11 protein-coding genes are annotated in these 20,979 nt (G+C 31.6%); 9 read left to right on the top strand and 2 right to left on the bottom strand.

What is annotated here, in order from left to right; translation table 11 throughout:
- Positions 1-58: 58 nt before the first annotated feature.
- The 3 genes from AWN65_RS12905 to AWN65_RS12895 all read left to right on the top strand — a co-directional run bounded on the left by AWN65_RS12905 (position 59) and on the right by AWN65_RS12895 (position 12,774).
- Positions 59-11,650, top strand: a complete 11,592-nt coding sequence (locus AWN65_RS12905) for a DUF6443 domain-containing protein (protein ID WP_060383521.1) — start codon at positions 59-61, stop codon at positions 11,648-11,650.
- Complete coding sequence (locus AWN65_RS12900) at positions 11,625-12,134, top strand: toxin-antitoxin system YwqK family antitoxin (protein ID WP_060383518.1); 510 nt, start codon at positions 11,625-11,627, stop codon at positions 12,132-12,134. The genes AWN65_RS12905 and AWN65_RS12900 overlap by 26 nt, the downstream gene beginning before the upstream one ends.
- Before the next feature lie 373 nt (positions 12,135-12,507).
- Complete coding sequence (locus AWN65_RS12895; RefSeq protein WP_014166054.1) at positions 12,508-12,774, top strand: hypothetical protein; 267 nt, start codon at positions 12,508-12,510, stop codon at positions 12,772-12,774.
- Between the two features lie 362 nt (positions 12,775-13,136).
- Here the strand turns inward: AWN65_RS12895 and AWN65_RS12890 are convergent, their stop codons facing one another.
- Entirely contained in the window at positions 13,137-13,490 is a 354-nt protein-coding gene (locus AWN65_RS12890) for a helix-turn-helix domain-containing protein (protein WP_060383517.1), read from the bottom strand.
- Between the two features lie 152 nt (positions 13,491-13,642).
- Here AWN65_RS12890 and AWN65_RS12885 point away from each other — a divergent pair, with 152 nt between their 5' ends.
- The 6 genes from AWN65_RS12885 (at position 13,643) to AWN65_RS12845 (ending at position 20,183) form a co-directional block, all read left to right on the top strand.
- Positions 13,643-15,226, top strand: coding sequence for a hypothetical protein (locus tag AWN65_RS12885; protein ID WP_060383516.1), 1,584 nt, complete (start codon positions 13,643-13,645; stop codon positions 15,224-15,226).
- A 60-nt stretch (positions 15,227-15,286) separates the two neighbouring features.
- Complete coding sequence (locus AWN65_RS12880; RefSeq protein WP_060383515.1) at positions 15,287-16,333, top strand: tyrosine-type recombinase/integrase; 1,047 nt, start codon at positions 15,287-15,289, stop codon at positions 16,331-16,333.
- Positions 16,326-17,102, top strand: a complete 777-nt coding sequence (locus AWN65_RS12875) for a tyrosine-type recombinase/integrase (protein ID WP_060383514.1) — start codon at positions 16,326-16,328, stop codon at positions 17,100-17,102. The genes AWN65_RS12880 and AWN65_RS12875 overlap by 8 nt, the downstream gene beginning before the upstream one ends.
- Positions 17,103-18,033: 931 nt before the next feature.
- On the top strand, positions 18,034-19,059 hold the full coding sequence (locus AWN65_RS12855; RefSeq protein ID WP_081078448.1) for an RHS repeat domain-containing protein: 1,026 nt from the start codon (positions 18,034-18,036) through the stop codon (positions 19,057-19,059).
- Positions 19,034-19,543: a toxin-antitoxin system YwqK family antitoxin gene (locus AWN65_RS12850; RefSeq protein WP_060383518.1), complete on the top strand. Its 510-nt coding sequence runs from the start codon at positions 19,034-19,036 to the stop codon at positions 19,541-19,543. Before AWN65_RS12855 ends, AWN65_RS12850 begins: the two co-directional genes overlap by 26 nt.
- Positions 19,544-19,916: 373 nt before the next feature.
- Positions 19,917-20,183 (top strand): hypothetical protein, encoded by a 267-nt coding sequence (locus AWN65_RS12845; RefSeq protein ID WP_014166054.1) that lies wholly within the window; start codon positions 19,917-19,919, stop codon positions 20,181-20,183.
- 362 nt (positions 20,184-20,545) lie between these two features.
- On the opposite strand, the gene AWN65_RS12840 is transcribed toward AWN65_RS12845, so the two are convergent.
- The gene (locus AWN65_RS12840; RefSeq protein ID WP_060383517.1) at positions 20,546-20,899 is read right to left on the bottom strand and encodes a helix-turn-helix domain-containing protein; all 354 of its coding nucleotides are present in this window, start codon (positions 20,897-20,899) and stop codon (positions 20,546-20,548) included.
- Between the last annotated feature and the right edge of the window lie 80 nt (positions 20,900-20,979).

The following is a 20,979-nucleotide window of genomic DNA, read 5'->3' as shown; positions in this document are numbered from 1 at the left end:
TATAAACTAAAAAACATAGAAACTAATTCGTATGTTAAGTCTATTAAAAGAATACGCGATGAGTACAATTCAAATAAAGAAAACTTCAGTAAAGATAGCCTCACATTCAAAAATGAATGTTTTAAAATTTTTACTACAGTTATTTTTAATTCTAAATATTACAGCGGGATGGTCACAATATATTGAGGAAAAATCCAATAGATTAATAGGAACTGCTTTAAACGGTCAGCCTACCTTAAGTATTACAGATTCAAAATTCTCAGAATTAAATAAATCCAATTCTAATGAATCTAAATTATCCGATTTTACATCTATTAATTCGGCAATAAATATACACATTGGGTTAGACGAATCCGCTTATGGTATTGGAGAGACCTCTTCTTCCACCAGTGTAAAATCTCAATTTAATGTAAGTTATAAAGCTATTGTAAAATTAGAAATAAAACGATATGCTAATAGCGGAGTACTGTCAAACAACGTTCAAAATACTGAAATAAAAGAATTTGTTATAACCCATAATAAGACCACAGAAAATCTTAAACACAATGATTTTGTGGTATATAAACTTGCAGGGACTCATAAAGCAGAGATAAAAGTATTATCAGTAATGTATACCAATCTAGATGACAAACCTATTACATTAACTAGTCCAAGCAATGTCTTTGTTGAATTAATTTTTAGTACAGAAAGATATTTTAACATAAAAGACACAGCTGTAAAACCCAATGCTAGTTTAGTTACCTACAAAGGATTTCAAGAAGAAATTACACTTTTAGATAAAGCAAAAGGAGAACATGAAATTCAAATTAGTTGGAACAAAGATCCTAATTTTCCAGCTGTTGAATATGAGCTAGAATGGACTTGGATTGATAATTATGGAGAAGGGAGTGAACCTAAATCGCCTAATAATATTCCTTTTACAGAAGAAGACTTTAAGCGCAATAGCTCCCGAATTCAAACGAAAGAACTGAGCTATAGAATTCCATTAATATTTTCAAAAGGATACCTCTTATATAGAGTTAGACCTGTTGGTCGTTTTTTAGATGACGTATCAAAAATTTATTTCGGAAAATGGTCTACAACAAATGCAGAAAAATTTCAAAACCTAAGTGATTGGCAAGATAAAATTGAAATTGTAGTTCCACACGAAAAAGATAGTAAAAATTGGCAGTACCAATCTTCATTTGCTGAAGATGGTAAGAAAAAAGAAGTCGTAAGTTATTTTGACGGTTCACTTAGAAATAGACAAACCGTAACAAAAGTTAATACCAATAACCAATCTATCGTAGGAGAAGTAATATATGATAATCAAGGACGTCCTGCCATAGAAGTACTACCCGTGCCTTTAGAAAATAGTGCTATAAAATATTTTGACTCACTAAATAAAAATCAAACTACGGTTTTTTCTCACTTAGATTTTGATTGGGATGATCCTAAAAAAACAGATTGTAGCGTATCTACATCTAATAAAATGAATACCAGTTCGGGGGCTAGTAACTATTATTCCGCAGCTGCTAAAGTATCTAATAATTTTCAGGATTACGTACCTGATGCTAAAGGATTTCCCTATTCTCAAATAGTGTACACACCCGATAATACAGGGCGAATTTATAAAAAAGGAGGCGTAGGCTCGGATCATCAAATAGGACGAGGTCATGAAATGACCTATTTTTATTCTACACCAAGTCAAGAAGAACTAAATCGTATTTTTGGGTATAAAGTAGGTTTTGCAAATAAATATAAAAAAAACACAGTTATAGATCCTAATGGTCAAGCGAGTGTTAGTTATATAGATCCTAAAGGAAAAACAATAGCAACAGCTTTAGTGGGACAATCACCAGAAAATTTAGATCCTTTACCCGAGTTAGCAACAGAAGGCAATTTAAAAACAGACTTATTAGTTAATAACAAAAAAAAATCAAGTGGCCGTTTTGGTATTTTAAAAGACGGAATAGATTTAACCTCTAAATTAGAAGTTGTTGGAAATTTACCCTCTACCATTAAATTTGATTACGGTCTTGAACATAGCAAAAATACCTTTCAACCAAATTGCTTAACAAACAAATCATATCCTTTTGTTTATGATTTAAAAATAAGTTTAAAAGACGATTGTGCTAATGAAAGACTCAATTTTGAAGGAAATCCAATCAAAACAATAGGTTCTGTCAATACACAAAATCCAAAAGGAAATTTACCCTTAATAGCTTATAATACTCAAAAATTAGAAGCTAAAAATTTGTCACAAGGAAGTTATTTGTTGTCAAAAGAACTAGTTGTTAACAAAGATGCTTTAGACGCTTATGCTGAAGATTATTTATACGAAATTTCAAAACAAGATAATATCTGTAATCCTAAAACAGAATTATTTAATGTTCAAATCGATGTAAACGGTTGTGAAATAACATGTGGTTTATGTGAAAAGACATTAGTAGAAAACTATTTAAAAGAAAATCAAAAAATAGAATTTAGCAATTGTTTTGATAAAAACAATAATAAAACATGTTCGGAACCTATTTTTGATCAATATGCAGCTATTGCTAAATACGGTTATGTCTTAGATAAATTAAATACCAGATATGCTCCTACCATCTTTACCTATGATACCTTAGGAAAATTAAATTATCAAGACCTTTCATTAAATCCTATAATAATAAATAATGATGAGAATTTATTTAAAAAAGAATTTGATTTCTCATTGCAAACTTGTCGTGATCTTTGTCCTAAAATGGTTACAAGTTGTCATATTATGGAAACAACTTTGCTGTCAGATCTAAGCCCAAATGGACAGTACGGTTCAATAAAAGGAATTATTTTTAAACCTGATATGGATGATAGTACTACTGATATTGTAATTAATGCTAGTAATCCCGATTCAAATACATCAACTAATACAAATACTAACACACCAGATCCTTCTAATAATACAATTCAAGTCGTTAATGATGATTTGAGTGTGTTTAATGAATATAATTACCTATTAAGAGGAGGTAGCTATCCTATAGGGAAAGATGCGTATGGAGATAATAAAACAGTAACTAAAGAACAATCACAATTTAGTTGGAAATACCCATCAGATGGAGTGTATAAAAATGCAGATGGATCTATTGCGTGGGTAACAGTTAAAAAAATAGCAGAAAACACTTATTTGCCTCCTATTGAACCTAATACTCCATTACTTCCTGAAAATATCACCGATACAGATATTTTATCAGTAACCTCTAACTATAGATTAGGAGGGATGAAAAAAGGCGATAATGAAGATGAATACCTAGTATCCCCTCAATATCTTGATAACATAGCCGATTTTATTAAAAATTGGAAACAAAATTGGGCAAAATCTTTACTCGCTTATCACCCAGAGTATTATTATTACGAATATAATAAAGCACTTTGCGAGAATACTTTAATCAAATACGGAAATAATACTGATAATTATGATTTAGCTCTAAATGAAATAGAAACCTATAAAATAGCTAGTCAAAACAAACAGTTAATCGAAAATCCAAGTTCCCCTACAGGTATAAAAATTTTAGAAGAAGATCCTTTTTATAATTTAAATTACAATAAAGTAGAGAGTACAACTCAGAGTTCATTAAGAAAAAACCTGATTATTGAGGCTCTAACTGAAAATTATGAAGGAATGACCTATAAATACCAAGGTCAAGATTATAAAATGAATATGTTTCAAGCCGCTGCATACACGGTTTTATTTGGAAACGGTTTAGCACCAATAAGTATTTTTCATAACGTTAAAAATAATAGCGCATTAATTAACTACATTAATAATAATGTTAATGAAAAACAAAAAGATAGAATCTGGCTTACTTACAAAAACTATTATACCAGTTTTAAAAATAAAATAAAAACTGTTTTTTCAAATATTTATAGCATAAAAAATAAAGGATACAATGGCTATATAGGAAATATTAATAACACAGAAAAATTTAGATATACTTTAAGAAAGTATGCGAAATATAATACTATTGCAAAAGAAATAGATGAAAGAAATCCTTTTACACCTTTCTCCGATGCAATAGACAATTTAAAAAAGGTTTATAAAACATCTTATGTAAGTGTTTATCCACAAAATATTTTAGCAATAGACAATTCAGACGTAAGAATTTTTTATAAAGACAAACAAAAACGTTTTATAGATTCAGACTATTTTTATGATTCAGGGGCCAGTGATGATCAAAATTTAGACAACAGCATTACAGCAGCTAATAATAGCCTATACCTAGAAACCAAAAAATGCCCATTACTTTTAGATATGCAGTCGTTTTTAAATGGATTAATTCAAAAAGATTATAATCCAATAGGAAAGTTGCCTACCTATAATACAGAAGAAATTCCTGCCAATACAATAGCTCAACTAACTAATAAATTATATGAAAGCCTAGGAGCAGGAACACTTATAAAGGATTTAACGTCAATTCCTAAAATAAAAGGCTATATCGTGTCAAATACAGTCTTAGATTTAAAAATTGAAGACGAAAACGCTAGTAATAAAAAAATTAAACTAGAAATAATCAACCCAACCTCCTACATTACTTCTTGTCCAACGGTACGAGGTACCAGTGCATCAGCCCCAGACTGGTCTATGTATGGCAACCAGTTTTATATAACTGAATTTAAGGACATATATGCAGTTCCTGGAGGAGAAAAGAAAAATTATAAATTTAAAATTATCGCAAAGGCTGATTTTGATCCTGATCCTTTAAAAACATGTTTTGAAGAAATTCTTATTGAAGGAACCACAGAAGCTCCTCTTGATACCTGTACCGAAGACGGAACTATTAATGTAAATGGTCAAGCAACTATTGATGCAACTGCTGGTTGTACCAATAAAATGTATTTTGAAAGAAACCTTTTACAAATAATTAATAAATTAATTTCTGAAAAAACAGTTAATAGTACAACAGGTATCCGTTTAAACACAGGCTATAATTCAACTCAATCGCCACCGGCTTCAGGCATCTATCCTTATGCAAATAATTTTATTCAACAATTTTTAAATGATACTCAATTTGCAGCACAATACAAAAAAACGATAGATGGTTTTCAATTTATATTACCAACTACAGGACAGGTTTTAATCAACGTTACGGATTTACAAGGTAATTTACCAACAGATAGAATCACAAGTATAAAAATTGATAATAGTTATAATATTCAATTTTTCTCTATCAATAATAATGGTATCATCAGTTCTGTTAAAGGAAAACTTGCAACAAAAGATTTTCAATGTATTTGTACAAAAAAGCTATCTATAAAAGAGATAGCAGAAGCTAATCTTTTAAAATTGATTAACCATTTATGGTCAACTCAAAAAAATAATAAAGGACAATTACCTAATAATAACGCATCATATAATCCAAAAGAATGGCAAGAAGTAGACCCTTATATCATTCCTAATGGTTCAACCATTGATAATTTTAAAACAGAATGGATTACTCCTAAAGACTCTCAATTCAGTAGTAAAGTTCAAGGGATGCAATATAATTTTGCTAATTGTGATTTTTCTTTAATACTAAGTTATTTAAATTCAGGAAATTATGAGACGCATAGAAATTATTTTAATGCAATTACTCATTTTTCTAATTTTAAGTTAAATACTGATAATAAAACCTTTACAGTTTGGGCTCATAATAATCCTTATGAATCAGTGCCAACGTATTCTTATCAATACAAAGGGACATCAATGGAAATGGAACCGGCTGGTTATAAAATAATAACAGGATCTATTGATTGTTTAGAGTTTTGCAAAGAAAAAATTGATGTAGAAACTAATTTAACTAAATTGTTAAATATTGTTTTGGGATATCATCTATATAAAAGAGGAAATAAAAGTCCTGAAAATACAAGCCCTAACTCGTTATTGGCTCTACCTTTAACGCTACCTGTTGAAAATAGAGTCATATCAAATTTAATGTTAAATGAAGATGAAATATCGTTTGCGTTTGGTGAAAATTCATCCTGCGGTGTTAATTTAGAATTAAATGGACTATCAGACGATTATGATCTTGGAAGTTTATATGATCTAACTTTTGATGATGATACCTATACTACTTTTAATGTAAAATTAAGATATTATTTTAGATTTCAAAGAATTAAAAAATTAAATTTAGCACCTTTTGGAAACTTTAAAGGTAAAATTTCTTGTTTAAAATTACCGCCTTCTTGTACAAAAGAAGAAGAAGTTCCTTGTGTAAAATGTGTCCCTCAGGAAGTAGAGCCTTTAGCTTGTGGCTCAAAATGGAAAGAGTATGTTGAAGGAATGAAAGCAAAACTACCCAATTATACTTTGCCAGAATATTTAGCAGCCAATGATGAGTATTTTTGTAATGCTAAATTTGCCTATATAACAACTCCGTATTTATATTATTTAAAGAAATTCTTTATTTCGGATGTTACCAATTATAAATACATTAGTATAGCTGAATTTGGGGCTACCAAACTAAACTACGGATATAAAGATCTTATAAGCGCAATAGATAGTTATGCTCTTTACATATCATCAAACGATTATAGTATGTCATGGAATAACTACATTAATAATATATACGTAGTTGAAAACCAAGTGTGTCCACCAGCTCCAATGGTTCCAGATCTAAAATTTACAGTTAATGAAACAAAAACACCTTGCGAAATCTTTCATGAATCTATTACTAAAACCTATACAAATGTCTTAGCAAGTCAAGAAAAAGCCTTAAAAAAAGAAGAATTTGTAACGAACTATATCAAAGAAGCAATTGATCATCTAAAAGAAACTTTTACAAAAGAAGCAAAAGATCAAGAATATCAATACACCTTGTATTATTATGATCAAGCTGGTAATTTAACCCAAACTATACCTCCTAAAGGGGTAAGTAGGCTAGGAATCACTAAAGATAATGATCCATTAAATATCAATATCAACAACTTTAGAGAAAAAAATGATACACCAGAAAACGCATCACAAACAGCTATAGAAGCTAATCATAGTTTTAATACAGAATACAAATACAATTCCTTAAACCAATTAGTATGGCAAAAAACACCTGATGGAGGTGAAACACGTTTTGCTTACGATGCTTTAGGACGAATTATTGCTTCCCAAAATGCTAATCAAAAGAAAAGTATAACATGTTCAAATGGTATTTGTACCGCTTTTAGTTTTACAAAATATGATGGTCTAGGTAGAATTTACCAAGCAGGAGAAATTATTGCTCCTTCTAGTTTTACCATTGATGAAAATGGAAGATTATTAAAATCAGGCATTGCTATTAATAATTTCGAACAAGACAATGAATCATTATATTTAAAACAACAAGTTACCCATACCCTGTATGACGAACAACATCCAGATGCTCTAAAATATATAGGAAAAAGCCATGAAGATAATAACCAAAAAAGAGTTACAGCAGTTCTATATATTGATAAAGCTTCTACCTTAGTAGATATTAACAAATACGACAATGCTATTTTTTATGATTATGATATACACGGCAATGTAAGACAGTTTGTACAAAGAAATACATCAGCAAATCTTATTAATTTACAACAAGACGCTAAAAAAGTAGTTTATGACTATGATCTAATCAGTGGAAAAGTAAATAAAGTTATTTACCAACCAGGACAAAAAGATCAATTCATACACAAATATGCCTATGATGCAGATAATCGTATTGTGGAAGTACAAACCAGTACAGATGATATAATATGGGAAAAAGATGCTAAATATGAATACTACCAGCATGGTCCCCTTGCTCGTACCATAATAGGCGATAAAACAGTGCAAGGTCTAGATTATATCTATACACTTCAAGGTTGGCTCAAAGCTGTAAATTCTGAGCAAATAGGCCATGATATTGGTCATGATGGATCCTTAAATGGTACAAATGCAGTTGGTCAAGATGTCATAGCATTTGCATTAAACTATTATAGCGGTGATTATCTTTCAAGGCAAAACACAAAATCTGTTTTAGACACCAATACTTTTTCTTTATCACAAGGTATGAATCTTCAAACAAATAAGAATTTATACAACGGTAATATTAAAGAAATGGTAACTTCCTTACTTGATGAAAACCAAGTAAAATTAAATTCGCAGTTTAATAAATACACCTATGATCAGCTCAACCGAATTAAAACAATGAACTCCATAGGAATCAATTCCCTAAATCAAACACACGAATCTTTAAGTAGTCAATATCAATACGATTCTAATGGAAACCTATTTACATTAAAACGAACTGCTCCCGTTAAGAAAACAGATAATAATATCACTCAAAAAGATTATAATTTAATGGATGATTTTTCATACCATTATATTCCAGGTACTAATAAATTAGCATACATAGACGATACAGTACCAAACAAAACATTTACAAATGATCCTAATAATCCAAACGATACAACACTAGATCTAGACGATCAAAACCCCGATAATTATAAATACGACGCTATCGGGCAGTTAATCCGTGATGAAAAAGAAGGCATTACCATTGATTGGCGTGTAGATGGAAAAGTAAAAAAAGTATCCAAAGATAACGGTACCATCATTACTTTTGATTACGATGGTTTAGGCAACAGGATAGCAAAAACGATTAGTAGACCAAATGAAAAAAACAATACCACCTACTATCAAAGAGATGCACAAGGAAATGTAATGGCCGTATACGAAGCCAACGAAAAAAATACAATAGTTACAGAACCTGTGGTTCCTAATTTATACCTAAACGATTATATCGTATCCGGTACGGAAATAAAGAAAGCCAGCAAAGGGATCTATGTTTCAAGTAGTAGCAATAGTATATCAACCGTAAAAAGTACCGGAAACCTAACCCTACAAGCCTCAAATGAAATTGTATTGTCTAATGGATTTAGTACCGAAACAAATGCTAAATTTTTAGCAGAAATAAAACCCATAAACACACCAGTAGATACAAAGTCAGGAACTTTTCGTTTGGTAGAACACGATATCTACGGAAGTAGTCGCTTGGGAGTTCAAAACGCAGATCTAGACCTAAGCAGCACTAATCAAACAATAAAAAACAAATTAGCTAAAAAAGAATGGAGTAATTTAGAAAAAACAGCACCTTTCGGATTGGTAACCTCCAAAATAAAAGGAATTGAATTAAAAACAATAAAAGACAGTAAAACTTGGCAAAGTCCTTCTGAATATGGATTAAACTTCTTTCCAGATGCAGGGGTAATAAATGACTCAATTGTTTTAAAAACCAATATAAAAATCAGTCAAAATACACCAGAAAAAGGCCTTTTACTATCGTTACATAATCATCTATCAAAAAGAGATTGGATCGATGCAGGACCTTATTATAGAAGCTCCGCATTTATGTTTATAGAAAAAATACGTAAGTCAACCAACCCAGATGTATTTGTCTATAAACCAGTTGTGAAATTAGTATTACACAAAAGAGATTACGGTGTATATTCAACGCGCTCTGGAGGTAAAAGAAACAAGTTTGATGCTTATGTACAAACAATAGATTATACCATACCAACAGAAATACCAGAAAACCAATGGAATTTAAAAGTAAACATTAATAAAAATGGTAATAATCAATTTGATGTTAAAATAAATGTAAACGGAAACATATATAAAGCAAATAAAGTTGATTCAGGATTAAATTGGTCATTTGGATATGGTAACATAGAACCACATGAGCAACACCTAATTAATTTTCCAACACTACCTAATAATGCTTTAGGAGCTAATTACTTAGCCTTTTATGATCCTAATAATAACTACCAAGATTGGTCGTTAGGTTCTGCCCATGCTGAAATTTGCGATTTCACCTATTCAATAGATGAAATCAAACACCAGTTTAGTTTTGACGAAACCCCGACATCTGTTTCTACCGATATGTTAGATAAAGATAATATTGTAAAACCTTTAACAATAACCAATTTAACATCCAAAGATTATTCGGACACTTATTGTGGACCTCAAGCATTAGATACAGACCAAGATGGAGTACTTGATTTCAAAGAAGACGGAAAACAACGTTTAGACAACTGTCGTTTTACTTTTAATCCCGACCAGAAAGATAGCGATGGAGACGGATACGGTGATGTATGTGATAATTGTCAGAAAAATAATCCTACTCCTAATCCAACCAATCCAGATTACCAGTTAGATACCGATGGTGATGGTGTAGGAGACGACTGTGACAACTGTAAAAATAAATACAATCCTAGGATTGATTATGTAACTATAGATCCTAAAGATCAACAAGCACTTGCTATACGTGATGCTAATCCAACTTATCTATCGTTAACAAATCAATACCAATCAGATAGAGATGAAGACGGATTTGGAGATGGATGTGATAATTGTATTGATACTAAAAACGGTAAATCAGAAGGTCAAACAGACGCTAATGGAAATCAGTTAGATGCAGACCAAGACGGGATAGGCGATATTTGCGAAGGTATTGATCAAGGAAAATCTATATCAGAAATAGAAAGACCAGCAAATGAAGCATATCGTTTAGTAGGCGATAAAAATTATGAATTATCAAATCATTTAGGAAATGTACTTTCAGTTATTACAGATCGTAAATTATTTATTGGAAATTCAGGAAATAATTTTACCTTTATGCCAGACGTTCTTAGTTATAATGACTATTACCCTTTTGGTAGCTTGATTCCAAATCGTCATGGAAACTCACAATCATATCGTTATGGGTTTAACGGCAAAGAGTTAGATAATGAACTTAAAGGAGAGGGTAACTCTTTAGACTACGGAAATCGTATGTTAGATACTCGCATAGGTCGCTGGTTTGCTGTTGATAAAAAAGAGAGAAAATATCCAAGTGAGTCTTCATATATTTTCGTTTCTAATAATCCAATTATTGCTATAGATCCTGATGGAGATGAAAAAATAGTGGTTTCTGGTGGAGCGGATTTACATAATAAGAATAGACAAAATTTTACTTTAGCTGCCAGAAATCAAATCAGACAGTATAAGAAAGAACTACAAAAATCAGGTTCTAAAGAAAAAGTTTCTTGGTTAATACTAGATAAAGATTACACTTCAAGTGAAAAAAAGGCTCTTGCGCTTTGGGCAAAAAAGAACGGAATTGATGCTCCTGTTTATGTAAAATCAGCAGATGAAGTTGTTAACTATATAAATTCTAAGTCACTAGATAAAATAGAATTGTCAGACAAAAGAAGTTTAGATCCTATAACTGGGTTGGCGTTTATGTCGCACGGTGTTCCTAGTGCAATACCTTTAGGCTATGAAAATACTGGTTGGACAGGAAAAAGAAGTGACCCTTCCGTTTTTGATAGTACAGATATATCTAATATTAATTCTTCAGTATTTTCATTAAATTCAAAAGTTAATTTATTTAGCTGTAATGCTGCAACACCTTTAAATATGGAAGCTAAGGATTATCCATCAATTGAGACATTAGTTAACGATGCAATGACTGGTAATAACTTAGTTAAGACTTTTTCTGAAAGAGTTCCCCAAGCAATAATTACTGGATACATTGGACAGACTTCATATATGAAAGTTAATGTAGGTCAATTGCCAAGCGGAGCAACTTTAGATGGTAGCTATAGTCCAACAGTTAATGGAGAAAGTCCTAATTCAATAAATGTAAAAATGAAAGATGGAAAAGTCATTGAAAATAAATAAAATAATTACGTTTTATTTAGTACTTAGTTGTTTTTTTAGTTATTCACAAACTAAAAAAGATTTTGAATTAAATTTGAAATCAAAAGAAGATAGTTTTTCTTTAAATCAAGGTGATAAAAATCTAATCGAAGGCAGTTTTTGGGGTAATAATTTGAGTTTATTAAATGTTCGTATAGGAAATAATAAGTATACACAATTATCATTCTCCTCATCAGGAGTTTTAATTAGAAAAAGTGAGGTCGTTTATTTAGAAGACAATTTTGTGCTAGATGGATTGTCTATCTATTTTTCCGATGAAGGAAATCTAAGTCATATCATAAATTATAAAAAAGGTAAACTGGATGGTATTTTTGCATACTATTATGAAAATGGTTCAATAGAACACAAAGGGAGTTATTTTAATGGAAGTGAATTTGGGAATTGGCTTTATTATTCAAAAAGCGGTAAAATATTAAGAATTGAAAAATATAAAACTACAAAATGATGAAAAAGAACAATTCTCTCCAGCTCTCCTAAGTCTGAGCCATAATTTTAAGATGCGTCTGCTACGCATTCTATGATAAAAAACAAGTTAGAAATGTTAAAATTAAGATGCAAATTTATAAGTATTTATATAGGGAGTTTCCCGCTCTCCGAAGTCTGAGCCATAATTTTAAGATGCGTAAGCTGCGCACAGTGTCCTCACTTTGCGTTACGATAAAATAAAATGTTATAAAAAAGAAACACGCTTACGGGCGTGTTTTTTTGTGGGTTGTTATGAGGAGTAAGCCTGCTTGGCTTTATAATCACGAATTAGCGCATCAATCACGTTAAAAAGTTGTTCTTGTTCTTTAGTCGGCATTGTAGCAATTGTTTCTATGCGTTCCAAAATCTTTTTACCAAGAGGATCAATTGTAGATCCGGATTTTAGACATAATAAAAATTCTACTGTAAATGAATTTTTTGGTATACCTTCTCATAATAGTTCAGACGGTACTACTTTAAAACCTGAGACAAGAAAGGTTACTCAAGAGAATATTGATGATATTTTAAGTAATTTAAAATTTGATCAAAGTGGTAATGGAACAATAGGGAAGGCAATAAATAAAATTTATAATAAAGATGGGTATGAAATTAAAATATAGCAGTTTTTATTACTAAGGGCAAACAATTAAAATATACAAATACACTAAACATAAAAACCACCGAAAACCCCAATAAATACAAGGCTTAACAACAAATTAAGCCTTTTTTTGTACCCTAAATAAAATGTACAAAAACTACCATTTACTACCATAATACTACCATTTAAATATTAAAAAACTACCATATCCCCCTAATATACTACCACAAACAAAATAAAACCCCTTTATAACTACCACAAACCCGATCGCTCGGATATGCGGTAAACGTTAGCGCAGAAATGTTTTCTGTGCGCACAACAGAGTAAAAAATAAAACACGCTTACAGGCGTGTTTTTTTGTGGGTTAAAGGTTAGCAATTTGTATTAATTGGCTAATTTTTCTTTCATCTCTTGTCTAAAAAGGAAAGCATCAATTAATGAAATTACTATTTTTTTATTCTCATCATCTAATTTAGCTATTCTATTAAATTGATTGATTAAGGTTTTATCATTAATAGCATTATCGGCTATTTGTTCAATAGTACCGTTCATTAAAAAGTCGGTAGAAACTTCAAGAATATTAGCAATTTTATTAAGTACTTCAGATGATGGACTGGCTTCATTTCTCTCGTAACGTCCTATTTGACTGTAATGTATATTAATCAAATCTGCAAGATTACCTTTAGAAAGTTTTTTTTCTTCTCGCAACACTTTTAATCTATCTCCAAAGCTACTCATAGTGGTTTAACTCATAAATGTAAGGTAAAAATAAACAAATATCACTTAAAAACAAGATTTTGCGTGAGTATGCGTTACAAACAAATTATTTTGCTATTGTTTATATGTGATTATATTTTATATTTGTGCAAATAATCACAAAATAAAAATTTATGAACAATCTCAACACATCAAACCCCAACCACTACATTTTTGAAACAAAACACCTAAAAATATCCATATTAGGCGGCATAAGGTTCAACAATTTAGAAGCGATGCGAGTAACACTCGGAATACAAAAACTAAAAAGCGAACAAGTTTTACGACAGAATATTGATTTATACAACGACACTAGTATAGAAAAACTAACTAGAAAAGTAGCCGAGCGTTTAGAAATAGGCACAACCATAGTACGACGAGATTTAGATCAATTAACTAATGAACTCGAAAATTACAGACTGCAAGAAGTAGAACAACAAGGAAAACAATACCAAAAACAAGTAAAAGTCCTCACAGAAAAAGAAATCAAACAAGCAAAGGAATTTTTAGCACAAGATAATTTAATAGCAAAAACAAACGAACTAATCGGAATATCGGGCGTTATAGGCGAGGAATGTAACAGACTGTTGATGTACATCATATTTACCAGTAGAAAAACCAGCAATCCATTACACGTAGTAAGTCTGGGCAGTTCGGGAGCAGGAAAAAGTCATTTGCAAGGTGGGGTATCCTTATTAATCCCTGAAGAAGATAAAATCGAAATGACTGTATTATCTGCCAATGCATTTTATTATTTTAATCGTACAGAGTTGAGACATAAGCTACTATTAATCGAAGATTTAGACGGGGCGCAAAGCGTACTCTATCCACTTCGTGAAATGCAATCTAAAAAGCAACTTACCAAAACCGTAGTCCATAAAGACAAAAAAGGACAAAGCCAAACGATACATTTAACGGTCGAAGGTCCATTATGTGTAAGCGGTTGCACCACACAAGAGAGCATTTACGAGGATAATAGTAATAGAAGTTTTCTTTTATACATCGATGAAAGCGAAATCCAAGACGAGAAAATAATGGCTTATCAGCGGAGAGCCTCCGCGGGCAAGATAAACCAAGATGATGAGCATCAAGCTAGAGAACTATTAAAAAACTGCCAACGATTATTAAAAACAGTATCGGTTAGAAATCCTTTTGCAGAATATCTGACTTTACCAAATAGCGTGTTCAAACCAAGAAGAACCAATGCCCATTATTTACAATTTATAGAAGCAATAACCTTTTACAAGCAATACCAAAAGTTCCACCACATTGACAAAGAAACAGGCAAAGAATATATAGAAACAACAGTAGAAGACATACAAGAAGCCAACGAATTAATTAAAGAAGTGCTACTACGAAAAAGCGACACGATTACTGGAGCATCAAGAAATTATCTTGAAAACCTAAAAATCTATCTGCAAGAGCAAAACCAAACCACTTTTACAGCCTATGAAATCAGAAGAAAATTACGACTAACCAAAACTACTCAATGGCGGTACCACCAACAACTACTGGAAAACAATCACTTAAAAAAAGTAAAGAAAAAAGGAGAAAATACCCAATACTACGAAATCACAAACCCTAATGAATACAAGGAGTTAGAGGCACAAATAAGCCAGGCATTACAAGAATGTATCGACCAAATCAGTCGTTCCACAGTTCAACAAAGTTCCACCACTAAAACGGAACGCACAAAGAAAACAAAATCAGTTAGTTAGGAGTAAAAAATAAAAATAACCTAAAAAACAACATACACCAAAAAATAAAAAAAATGAAAGATGAAAAATTTAGTGCTAGAAAACGAAAGTTACCGAGAACTACACAAAGACTTTAAAAACTGGTTAGATATACTGGGATATGCCGATACTACGCTGTACAATTTACCCAATCACCTACGTGAGTTTTTGCATTACCTAGAAAACGAAAGCATTAATAAAATCAACCAAATAAGTGTACAAATAATAAAAGATTACTACCATTATTTAAAAACAAGAGACAATAAATCGAGAGATGGAGGACTCTCTAAAGCCTATCTAAACAAACACATACAAACCTTATTTAAGTTCAACGATTATTTAAAAGAACACAACGCAAAACCGTTACCAATCCATCTAAAAAGAGAAGAATACAGCCAAAGAGATAGTTTGCAAGTTTTAACCCAAGAAGAAATTAAACAATTATTTAAAGCCACCAATAGCAGTAATCAACAAGAACGGATAAGAAAACGAGACAAAGTAATTTTAGTATTATTATACAGTTGTGGACTACGAAGAAATGAAGCTATAAACCTTGAAATCAAAGACATATTATTCGATAAAGAACTACTATTTGTAAAAAAAGGAAAGAATTATAAACAACGGTATGTACCTATAAACCAATACAATTTAAAGATTTTAGAAGAATACATTTACGATTATAGACCAGCATTTTACAATTATAAAAACACTGAAAATCTGTTAATCAACTATCGAGGTAAACCACTACAAGGACAAAGCTTGTGCAATAGATTAAAAATATTAGAAAAAGTAAGCAACATAAGGAAAGCCCCTCCTTTGGAGGGGTTGGGGAGGCTCACACCGCACATACTACGTCATTCTATCGCAACACACTTATTAGAGAAAGGCGCAAACATCGAAACTATCAGTAAATTTTTAGGACACAGTTCTTTAGAAAGTACACAGATTTACACTCACTTATTAGAAGACAAAGCAAAAACCAATCAAGATGAACAACTTCAAACACTACTTCGAGAAACAAGGCTACGCGAGCAAAAGTTTTCCAATATTCCAAAGGGCTATCAATCGCCTCGATATATGGATGAATAATTTTGGTACAACCAAAGAAACCATAGATTACAAAACATTCTTAAAATACATCGAAGAATTAAAAAAAACAGGAATTAAAACCAACACACTACAAAGCTACATTGGAAACTTAAAAATATACTTCAACTACTTACAAGAGGAAAATTACAGAGTAGATAATCCAATAGAAAATATCACTATTAAAGGCAAAGTAAAAACAGTATTAGGGCAATTATTGACAGCTGACGAGTTAGAGGATTTATACTATTCTTATGAAACAAAAGACAATGATCTAACTAGGAAAAGGAACAAAATTATTATCGGATTATTAGTGTATCAAGGTTTACACACCAAAGAATTACAACACCTAAAAGAAGAACACATAGAACTTTACAAAGGCAAAATACACATACCACAAACTAACAAAACAAACGGTAGAACACTAGAATTAAAACCTTGGCAACTAATGGAAATGATGGAATATATCAAAGAAATTAGACCACAAATCGTACCAAAACACGAAGATAATTTATTTACAAGTAGTTACGGAAATACCAATATCAGCAATGTTTTAAAAAAATTAAGCGATGAATTAAAGCTAATCAATTACAATTATCAAAACGCCATCCAAATCCGAAACAGTGTAATAGTCAACTATTTAAAAACAAACAACTTACGAAAAACCCAATATTTTGCAGGACACAGATATATTAGTTCAACAGAAAGGTATCAGCAAGATAATTTAGAAGAATTACACGAAATGGTCAACTCTTTTCATCCCATCAAATAAATCTGAAATCAAAAATCGTTAATCGAAAATCTACAATCAAAAGAAAGGCAATCAAGCGGTCTCCCTCCGGTCGTTCTCTTTGTTCCGCTCGGCTGTTCCAGTCGTTCGTGCCTCTCTCCATTGCACAGTCCACAAGCGCACAAGTATATAAAACCACTCCGAAAAAAGAGCCGTTTTATATACTTGTTCGCTTGTCCTCGTCTTCACACGTTCACTTCCTGCGTTCGTCGGGGCTACTACATCTGCAAGACCGCTCCCAACGCTCCGTCCAACGCAAAGCCGTCTTTGCATCTGTCGCCCCTTGTTAATATGGCGGTTGCTCTCTGCATCCTCAGTACGCCCTGCAAGGTGTAGCAAAGCTACTGCCGATTAGATTTGCTTCACTTACGTTACGCTTCAGGGCTATGCTTTCAGCACACTGCGCCACATTGCTCCTCGTCGTGCCTCCTCGTCCGCATTGTGTGTCGCAGGCTTCGATGCATTGCCGCAACACCGCCACATCGCTCCTCGTCCACAAAAAAAGCTTTTTAAACCACTTTATAAATAACGCTTTTTTTGTTCCCTGCGGTGCTTGGGGGTGTTTATTGTAGCACCGCATACTAACGCCCTTCGGTTGTTTGCTCATTTTTTTAGAAGAAAGCCAAAGAGGCTTTTTCTTAAAAATAAAGCTTTATTTTTTGGCTTTCTTCCAAAAAATCGAGCACAAGAAGACTAAAGCACCTGTAAACATTAAGTAAACACTCGAAAGTCATTGAATACCTGCCAAAGAATATGGATAAATAAACGGATTTTTATATATTTGAAATGCCCAAAAGGCATACGTTCTTAAAAAAAAGTAGAAGTGTAAGGATAAGGCAAGCGGAAAAAAAATTTTTACTGGTTTTGTCAGAAAAGACATACCAAAGGTAGTGGTTACCCTAGTAAAAAACGCATAAAGTATTACCCTTTTGGTAGCTTGATTCCAAATCGTCATGGAAACTCACAATCATATCGTTATGGGTTTAACGGCAAAGAGTTAGATAATGAACTTAAAGGAGAGGGTAACTCTTTAGACTACGGAAATCGTATGTTAGATACTCGCATAGGTCGCTGGTTTGCTGTTGATAAAAAAGAGAGAAAATATCCAAGTGAGTCTTCATATATTTTCGTTTCTAATAATCCAATTATTGCTATAGATCCTGATGGAGATGAAAAAATAGTGGTTTCTGGTGGAGCGGATTTACATAATAAGAATAGACAAAATTTTACTTTAGCTGCCAGAAATCAAATCAGACAGTATAAGAAAGAACTACAAAAATCAGGTTCTAAAGAAAAAGTTTCTTGGTTAATACTAGATAAAGATTACACTTCAAGTGAAAAAAAGGCTCTTGCGCTTTGGGCAAAAAAGAACGGAATTGATGCTCCTGTTTATGTAAAATCAGCAGATGAAGTTGTTAACTATATAAATTCTAAGTCACTAGATAAAATAGAATTGTCAGACAAAAGAAGTTTAGATCCTATAACTGGGTTGGCGTTTATGTCGCACGGTGTTCCTAGTGCAATACCTTTAGGCTATGAAAATACTGGTTGGACAGGAAAAAGAAGTGACCCTTCCGTTTTTGATAGTACAGATATATCTAATATTAATTCTTCAGTATTTTCATTAAATTCAAAAGTTAATTTATTTAGCTGTAATGCTGCAACACCTTTAAATATGGAAGCTAAGGATTATCCATCAATTGAGACATTAGTTAACGATGCAATGACTGGTAATAACTTAGTTAAGACTTTTTCTGAAAGAGTTCCCCAAGCAATAATTACTGGATACATTGGACAGACTTCATATATGAAAGTTAATGTAGGTCAATTGCCAAGCGGAGCAACTTTAGATGGTAGCTATAGTCCAACAGTTAATGGAGAAAGTCCTAATTCAATAAATGTAAAAATGAAAGATGGAAAAGTCATTGAAAATAAATAAAATAATTACGTTTTATTTAGTACTTAGTTGTTTTTTTAGTTATTCACAAACTAAAAAAGATTTTGAATTAAATTTGAAATCAAAAGAAGATAGTTTTTCTTTAAATCAAGGTGATAAAAATCTAATCGAAGGCAGTTTTTGGGGTAATAATTTGAGTTTATTAAATGTTCGTATAGGAAATAATAAGTATACACAATTATCATTCTCCTCATCAGGAGTTTTAATTAGAAAAAGTGAGGTCGTTTATTTAGAAGACAATTTTGTGCTAGATGGATTGTCTATCTATTTTTCCGATGAAGGAAATCTAAGTCATATCATAAATTATAAAAAAGGTAAACTGGATGGTATTTTTGCATACTATTATGAAAATGGTTCAATAGAACACAAAGGGAGTTATTTTAATGGAAGTGAATTTGGGAATTGGCTTTATTATTCAAAAAGCGGTAAAATATTAAGAATTGAAAAATATAAAACTACAAAATGATGAAAAAGAACAATTCTCTCCAGCTCTCCTAAGTCTGAGCCATAATTTTAAGATGCGTCTGCTACGCATTCTATGATAAAAAACAAGTTAGAAATGTTAAAATTAAGATGCAAATTTATAAGTATTTATATAGGGAGTTTCCCGCTCTCCGAAGTCTGAGCCATAATTTTAAGATGCGTAAGCTGCGCACAGTGTCCTCACTTTGCGTTACGATAAAATAAAATGTTATAAAAAAGAAACACGCTTACGGGCGTGTTTTTTTGTGGGTTGTTATGAGGAGTAAGCCTGCTTGGCTTTATAATCACGAATTAGCGCATCAATCACGTTAAAAAGTTGTTCTTGTTCTTTAGTCGGCATTGTAGCAATTGTTTCTATGCGTTCCAAAATCTTTTTACCAAGAGGATCAATTGTAGATCCGGATTTTAGACATAATAAAAATTCTACTGTAAATGAATTTTTTGGTATACCTTCTCATAATAGTTCAGACGGTACTACTTTAAAACCTGAGACAAGAAAGGTTACTCAAGAGAATATTGATGATATTTTAAGTAATTTAAAATTTGATCAAAGTGGTAATGGAACAATAGGGAAGGCAATAAATAAAATTTATAATAAAGATGGGTATGAAATTAAAATATAGCAGTTTTTATTACTAAGGGCAAACAATTAAAATATACAAATACACTAAACATAAAAACCACCGAAAACCCCAATAAATACAAGGCTTAACAACAAATTAAGCCTTTTTTTGTACCCTAAATAAAATGTACAAAAACTACCATTTACTACCATAATACTACCATTTAAATATTAAAAAACTACCATATCCCCCTAATATACTACCACAAACAAAATAAAACCCCTTTATAACTACCACAAACCCGATCGCTCGGATATGCGGTAAACGTTAGCGCAGAAATGTTTTCTGTGCGCACAACAGAGTAAAAAATAAAACACGCTTACAGGCGTGTTTTTTTGTGGGTTAAAGGTTAGCAATTTGTATTAATTGGCTAATTTTTCTTTCATCTCTTGTCTAAAAAGGAAAGCATCAATTAATGAAATTACTATTTTTTTATTCTCATCATCTAATTTAGCTATTCTATTAAATTGATTGATTAAGGTTTTATCATTAATAGCATTATCGGCTATTTGTTCAATAGTACCGTTCATTAAAAAGTCGGTAGAAACTTCAAGAATATTAGCAATTTTATTAAGTACTTCAGATGATGGACTGGCTTCATTTCTCTCGTAACGTCCTATTTGACTGTAATGTATATTAATCAAATCTGCAAGATTACCTTTAGAAAGTTTTTTTTCTTCTCGCAACACTTTTAATCTATCTCCAAAGCTACTCATAGTGGTTTAACTCATAAATGTAAGGTAAAAATAAACAAATATCACTTAAAAACAAGATTTTGCGTGAGTATGCGTTACAA

Origin of the sequence: Flavobacterium covae (genome assembly GCF_001534645.1) — a bacterium.
GTDB classification, from domain to species: domain Bacteria; phylum Bacteroidota; class Bacteroidia; order Flavobacteriales; family Flavobacteriaceae; genus Flavobacterium; species Flavobacterium covae.
This window is presented reverse-complemented; position numbering and strand designations above follow the sequence as displayed.

Excerpts from the sequence above, each read along its gene's own strand:
- AWN65_RS12905 (WP_060383521.1), top strand. The coding sequence starts at position 59 with ATGAGTACAATTCAAATAAAGAAAACTTCAGTAAAGATAGCCTCACAT.
- AWN65_RS12900 (WP_060383518.1), top strand. The coding sequence starts at position 11,625 with ATGGAAAAGTCATTGAAAATAAATAAAATAATTACGTTTTATTTAGTA.
- AWN65_RS12895 (WP_014166054.1), top strand. The coding sequence starts at position 12,508 with ATGCGTTCCAAAATCTTTTTACCAAGAGGATCAATTGTAGATCCGGAT.
- AWN65_RS12890 (WP_060383517.1), bottom strand. The coding sequence starts at position 13,490 with ATGAGTAGCTTTGGAGATAGATTAAAAGTGTTGCGAGAAGAAAAAAAA.
- AWN65_RS12885 (WP_060383516.1), top strand. The coding sequence starts at position 13,643 with ATGAACAATCTCAACACATCAAACCCCAACCACTACATTTTTGAAACA.
- AWN65_RS12880 (WP_060383515.1), top strand. The coding sequence starts at position 15,287 with ATGAAAAATTTAGTGCTAGAAAACGAAAGTTACCGAGAACTACACAAA.
- AWN65_RS12875 (WP_060383514.1), top strand. The coding sequence starts at position 16,326 with ATGAATAATTTTGGTACAACCAAAGAAACCATAGATTACAAAACATTC.
- AWN65_RS12850 (WP_060383518.1), top strand. The coding sequence starts at position 19,034 with ATGGAAAAGTCATTGAAAATAAATAAAATAATTACGTTTTATTTAGTA.
- AWN65_RS12845 (WP_014166054.1), top strand. The coding sequence starts at position 19,917 with ATGCGTTCCAAAATCTTTTTACCAAGAGGATCAATTGTAGATCCGGAT.
- AWN65_RS12840 (WP_060383517.1), bottom strand. The coding sequence starts at position 20,899 with ATGAGTAGCTTTGGAGATAGATTAAAAGTGTTGCGAGAAGAAAAAAAA.